Source organism: Streptomyces corynorhini, from assembly GCF_003346515.1.
In the GTDB taxonomy this organism is placed as follows: domain Bacteria; phylum Actinomycetota; class Actinomycetes; order Streptomycetales; family Streptomycetaceae; genus Streptomyces; species Streptomyces corynorhini.
In genome coordinates this window covers 1-5,660 of sequence record NZ_QQNA01000372.1, presented here as the reverse complement: position 1 = coordinate 5,660, position 5,660 = coordinate 1, and the positions used below count along the sequence as shown (strand labels likewise).

6 protein-coding genes are annotated in these 5,660 nt (G+C 74.0%); 4 read left to right on the top strand and 2 right to left on the bottom strand.

The annotated features are described in order from the left end of the window. From DVH02_RS32770 to DVH02_RS32760, 3 genes are all read left to right on the top strand, one after another. The coding region (locus tag DVH02_RS32770; protein ID WP_147286186.1) for a PadR family transcriptional regulator at window positions 1–483 on the top strand (483 nt) is incomplete at its 5' end. 346 nt (window positions 484–829) lie between these two features. Beyond that, a complete protein-coding gene (locus DVH02_RS32765) occupies window positions 830–1,297 on the top strand; it encodes a Clp protease N-terminal domain-containing protein (RefSeq protein WP_407697709.1) in 468 nt (155 codons plus the stop codon). Between the two features lie 37 nt (window positions 1,298–1,334). Continuing rightward, entirely contained in the window at window positions 1,335–2,438 is a 1,104-nt protein-coding gene (locus tag DVH02_RS32760; RefSeq protein WP_114627482.1) for an EamA family transporter, read from the top strand. A 69-nt stretch (window positions 2,439–2,507) separates the two neighbouring features. On the opposite strand, the gene DVH02_RS32755 is transcribed toward DVH02_RS32760, so the two are convergent. Further along, on the bottom strand, window positions 2,508–3,224 hold the full coding sequence (locus DVH02_RS32755; RefSeq protein WP_114627481.1) for a pyridoxamine 5'-phosphate oxidase family protein: 717 nt from the start codon (window positions 3,222–3,224) through the stop codon (window positions 2,508–2,510). Window positions 3,225–3,260: 36 nt separating this feature from the next. Between DVH02_RS32755 and DVH02_RS32750 the strand changes: the two genes are divergently transcribed. Beyond that, window positions 3,261–4,592 (top strand): aminotransferase class I/II-fold pyridoxal phosphate-dependent enzyme, encoded by a 1,332-nt coding sequence (locus DVH02_RS32750; RefSeq protein ID WP_233518600.1) that lies wholly within the window; start codon window positions 3,261–3,263, stop codon window positions 4,590–4,592. 72 nt (window positions 4,593–4,664) lie between these two features. On the opposite strand, the gene DVH02_RS32745 is transcribed toward DVH02_RS32750, so the two are convergent. Further along, on the bottom strand, window positions 4,665–5,660 hold a 996-nt coding region (locus tag DVH02_RS32745; RefSeq protein WP_233518599.1), incomplete at its 5' end, for a DMT family transporter.

The following is a 5,660-nucleotide window of genomic DNA, read 5'->3' as shown; positions in this document are numbered from 1 at the left end:
CCCTTCGGTGGGGGTGGCCGGGGGCGTGGCGGGGGTCGGGGGAGGGCGCGGCGCGGCGATGTGCGCGCGTCGATCCTGGCGCTGCTGAAAGACCGGCCGATGCACGGTTACGAGATGATCCAGGAGATCGGCGAGCGCAGCGGCGGTGCCTGGCGTCCCAGCCCCGGATCGGTGTACCCGACCCTCCAGCTGCTGGAGGACGAAGGGCTGATCACCAGCCGGAGCGAGGGCGGCAAGAAGCTGTTCACGCTCACCGACGCCGGGAGCGCGGAGGCCGAATCGGGGCCCGACGCCCCGTGGGAAGAGGCCGGCCGCGGCGTCGACTGGGACTCGATGAACGAGATGCGGCAGGCCGGTTTCGGGCTGATGGAGGCGTTCGGGCAGGTCTGGAAGACCGGCACGCCCGAACAGCGTGAGAAGGCCCTCGCGGTCATCAACGACTCGCGCAAGAAGCTCTATCTGATCCTCGCCGACGAGAGCTGAGTCCCGCGGGTTGACTCCGGGCCCGCCGTCGCCTTCCGGAACGCTCCGGGACGCGGCGGCGGGCCTTGAGCGCGTCGGGGTCGTGCCCTGGGGGAACAAGCGTGTTCATCTCATCCGTAAGGAGGAGAACTCGTCCAGACGTACCCACCTTCCGTGGGATTCGAAGATGCTTCCCGGCGGTGATGTCTCCGACAGTCGGGACTGATGGGGTGAGAGAGTGCGAAACCCTCCACCGCGAGTGCCTCACCCGCCCGTACCGAACCGTGCCGACGACACGCTCGCGCGTGCCGCGGCGCCCACCGAATCACGGACCGAATCACGGACCGAGGCCGAGGAGCGGTTCACCGTGGAGTTGGCGTCGGTGGTCGCGGGTGCCCGCAGAAGGGCGCACCGTGGCGCGGACGCCCAGATCGACACGGCTCATCTGCTGCACTCCCTGCTCGAAACCGACCCCGAGGCGCGCGCTGTCTTCGAGGGCCCCCAGCTCGCCCGGGTCCTCGGCTATCTCGTGCAGCGCAGCATCGGATACGGGCTGCGCTGGCAGGGCACCGTGGAGGACTCCGGGGCGCTGCCCGTCATCAGGAACCGGACCGTGGCGGGCTGGTCGCCGCCCGCGGTGAGCGCCATGTCCGGAGCGCTGGAGCGGGCGGCGCGGCGTGGCGCGCCCCGGGTCGGCGGCGTCGATCTGCTGGCGGCGCTCGCCTCGGACGCGTCCTGCCGGGCCGTCGAGGTCCTCGAACGGGCCGGGGTGGACACGCTCACCCTGGCCGCGAGGCTCGCCCGGCCGCTCCGGTCGTCTCGACAGGTGTCATGAGGATGTCACTCCTGACGCGAGCTGTCATGATGTCGCCATGCTTGCGTCTCAGGGGAGGAGCGCCGGCCTGGGACTCGCCCTGGCCTCGGCGTTCGCGTTCGGCGGTTCGGGGGTCGCGGCCAAGCCGCTGATAGAGGCGGGGCTCGACCCGCTCCATGTGGTGTGGCTGCGCGTCACCGGAGCCGCCCTCGTGATGCTGCCCGTGGCCTGGCGCCACCGCGCGCTGGTCACCCGCAGGCCCGCGCTGCTCGTCGGCTTCGGGCTGCTGGCGGTGGCGGGCGTACAGGCCTGTTACTTCGCCGCGATCTCGCGTATCCCTGTCGGGGTCGCGCTGCTCATCGAATACCTCGCCCCCGCGCTCGTCCTGCTCTGGGTGCGCTTCGTGCAGCGGCGGCCCGTCACCCGCGCCGCCGCCGTCGGTGTCGTGCTCGCGGTGGGCGGGCTCGCCTGCGTGGTGGAGGTGTGGGCGGGGCTCGGCTTCGACGCGGTCGGGGTGGCGCTCGCGCTGGGCGCCGCCTGCTGCCAGGTCGGTTACTTCATCCTGTCGGACCAGGGCGGCGACGGCGAGGAGGCGGCGGATCCGCTCGGGGTGATCGCGTACGGGCTGATCGTCGGCGCCGTCGTGCTGACGGCCGTCGCCCGTCCCTGGGGCATGGACTGGTCGCTGCTCGGCGCCGACGCGGACCTGGGCGGGACCCGGGTGGCGGCGTGGCTGCTGCTGGGATGGATCGTGCTCGTCGCCACGGTGCTCGCCTACGTGACCGGCGTGATCTCCGTACGGAAGCTCTCCCCGTCGGTGGCGGGCGTGGTCGCCTGCCTGGAGGCGGTCATCGCGACCGTACTGGCGTGGGTGCTGCTGCGCGAGCACCTCTCGGCGCCGCAGATCCTCGGCGGGGCCGTGGTGCTGGCAGGCGCGTTCATCGCGCAGTCGTCCACGCCGAAGGCCGCGACCGGACCGGTGGCGGGCGGCGGTACGGCCGTTGCCGGTGCGGGCGGGGCCGGTACCGGCAGTCGCGGTACGGACAGTCGTGATACGGACAGTCGTGATACGGACAGTGGCGGTACGGGGAGCGGCGGTACGGGGAGCGGCGGTGCGGCCGGTGGCGACACTGCCCGTGCCGCCGATCGCACCACGACATAGGGCCCGGATCGGCCACCCGACCGCTCTGCCGCCGCCCGCCCTCGGCGCCGCCCGGCGGGCGCCGCTGGGTCACCCGGCCGCCGGGAGCGCCGCGAGATAGCCGGGCAGCGGGGCGGCCGGGCCGGTGCCGCCGTCCGGTTCCGGGGTGCCGTAGCCGTGTACGACGGGTACGACCCCAGCCCAGTGCGGCAGCGCGAGGTCCTCGGGGTCGTCATCGGGCCCGCCGCGGCGGGCCTTGGCGGAGACCTCGTCGAGGTCGAGCCGGATCACCGCCGTCGCGGCCAGCTCGCGGCCGTTGGCCGGGCGTGAGTCGCGCGAGCGGCCGGGGACGACCTGGTCGACGAGGGCGTCCAGGGCGGTGCGCCGCTCCTCGGGGTCGCTCACCGTGTGGGCGGTGCCGTGCACCACCACGGAGCGGTAGTTGATCGAGTGGTGGAAGGCGGCGCGCGCCAGCACCAGACCGTCGACATGGGTCACGGTGACACAGACGGCCAGCCCGGGATCCGCCGCCTCGTCCCCGGGGCCCTCGCCCCGCCGCGCCCCGCCGACCGGGCCGCCCGTCATGCGCAGCGGACGCGATCCGGTGGAGCCGTGCAGATACAGCCGCTCACCGACCCGGGCGTAGAGCGTCGGGAGGACGACGGGGGCGCCGTCGCGGACGAAACCGAGATGGCAGACATACGCCTGGTCGAGGATCCCGTGCACCAGTTCCCGGTCGTAGAAGGCCCGTTGGCGGGCGCGGCTGGGGACGGTGCGCGGGGTCGCGGAGTAGGGGGTGTCCGGCATGTGCGCTCTCCAATGTACTAGTGCATAATGTTCTTTGTGCTAGGAGAGTATCGGATTACTGGGCGAGGTGCGGCGGAGATCTCCGCGAGCGTGGAGCGGGCCGTCGGGGCCGGCGAGCTGAGACCCGGGCAACTGCTGCCGCCGATGCGGGAATTGGCCACGGAACTGGGGGTCAATCCGAACACCGTCGCCGCCGCCTACCGCACGCTGCGCGAGCGCGGGGTGATCGAGACGGCCGGGCGCAGGGGCAGCCGGATCCGGCCCCGCCCCGCCAGTACGGCACGCGGATCGATCCGGGTCGAGGCGCCCCCCGGCGTACGGGACATCTCGGAGGGCAACCCCGATCCCGCGCTGCTGCCCCCGCTGCACGAGGCGCTCGCCGCCGCCGCCCGCCACAACGCGGAGCGGCCAGGACTGTACGGACAGGCCCCCGTCGAAGCCGAGTTCGCCCGCGCGGCGCGGGCCGCACTGGACGCCGACGGGGTGCCCGCGGGGCCGGTCTCCGTGGCCTCCGGGTCGCTGGACGCGATCGAACGCGTACTGGCCGCGCGTCTGCGGCCGGGCGACGCCGTCGCCGTCGAGGACCCGGGGTGGGGGAGCCTGCTCGATCTCGTACCGGCGCTGGGGCTGCGCCCCGTACCGGTGGAGATGGACGACGAGGGCCCGCTCCCGGCGGCCCTGGCGCGCGCGCTGCGCGCGGGCGTACGCGCGGTCGTGGTCACCGACCGCGCGCAGAACCCGACCGGCGCGGCGATCGGCGCCGCCCGCGCCTTCGAGCTGCGCGCCCTGCTCGCCGCGCATCCTGGGGTCCTGCTCATCGAGGACGATCACGGTCATCACATCGTGGATCTGCCGCTGCATCCCCTCGCCGGGGTCACCGACAGCTGGGTGCTCGTGCGCTCCACCGCCAAGGCGTACGGACCCGATCTGCGGCTCGCCGTACTCACCGGCGACCCGGTGACCGTGGACCGCGTCGAGGGGCGCCAGCGGCTGGGCCCCGGCTGGGTGAGCCGGCTCCTCCAGCGGGCCGTCCTCCAGCTGTGGACCTCGGGCGCGGTGGACGTGGCGGAGGTCGCGCGGTCCTACGGGGAGCGCCGCGACGCGCTCGTCACGGCGCTCGCCGCGCGGGGCGTCGAGGCGTACGGCCGCAGCGGGATGAACGTCTGGGTGCCGGTCTCCGACGAGACCGGGGCGGTGGCGCGGCTGCTGGGCGCCGGCTGGGCGGTCGCTCCCGGGGCGCGCTTCCGGCTGGCCGCGCCGCAGGGCGTCCGGGTGACGGTCTCGGAGCTGACGGCCGACGACATCGGGCCGCTCGCCGACGCGCTCGCCTCGGCGGCCGGCCCGGCCCCGGCCCGTACCCACGGCTGAGGCGCGCGGCGTGCCGCGCCGAACGCCGCGGCACGGGGGCGTGCCGTGCCGCAGCCCGGGTGCGCGGTGCCGCTACCGCTCGGCGGGGGCGGGCGCCTCGGCCCCGGCGGATGCGGGTGTCCCGGCCCCGGCGGGCGCGGGTGTTCCGGCCTCGGCGGGCGCGGGTGTCCCGGCTCGCTGCCGGGCGCGGCTCTGGGTGAGCGCCGCGCCCGCGAGGATGACGAGGGCGCCGACCGGGGTGTTCCAGCTGATCCGCTCGCCGAGCAGCGTGACCCCCGCCGCCGTGGCGATGACCGGGACGAAGTAGGTGACCATCTGCCCGGTCGTCGGCCCCACCTCCGCGACGATGCCGTACTGGAGCAGGATCGCCAGCCCCGTGCCGAGTGCGCCCAGCACCACCACCGCGAGTACCGGCCCCACCGGGAACGAGGTCGGGAACGTGGTGAACAGGGGTGTCACCAAGGCCAGTTGCCCCGTCGCCAGCATGAGCTGGGCGCCGGTCAGGGAGAGGTGGGAGCTGCTGCTGCCCGCCAGGGTCCTGCGGATGTAGATCCAGCCGATCGGGTAGCAGAGCGAGGCGAGCAGTGCCAGGGCCGTACCCGTGAAGTCCAGTCCTGAGAAGCCCTGCCAGGCACCCAGCACGGTCAGCACCCCGAGGAACCCCAGACCGAGCCCGGCCACCCTGCGCCGGGTGGGCCGGTCCTCGGAGAGCGCGACCAGGGACAGCGCCATCCCCCACAGCGGCGAAGTGGCGTTGCAGATGCCCGCGAGCGTCGAGGGGATCGTCAGCTCCGCGTACGCGAAGAGCGAGAACGGCAGCGCGTTGAGCAGGAGCCCCGCGACGGCGAGATGGGCCCAGACCCGGCCCGAGCGGGGAAAGCGCTCCCGCTTCACCGCCATGGCGACGGCCAGCACCGCCGTACCGAAGAACAGCCGGCCGAAGGTCACCTGGAACGGTGCGAACACCTGCGTGCCGACCTTGATCAGCAGAAAGCTGAAGCCCCAGATGAGCGAGAGAGCCCCGAAGCGGACGCGCCAGTCCGGAGTGGCGCGCCCGCTTCGGGGCTC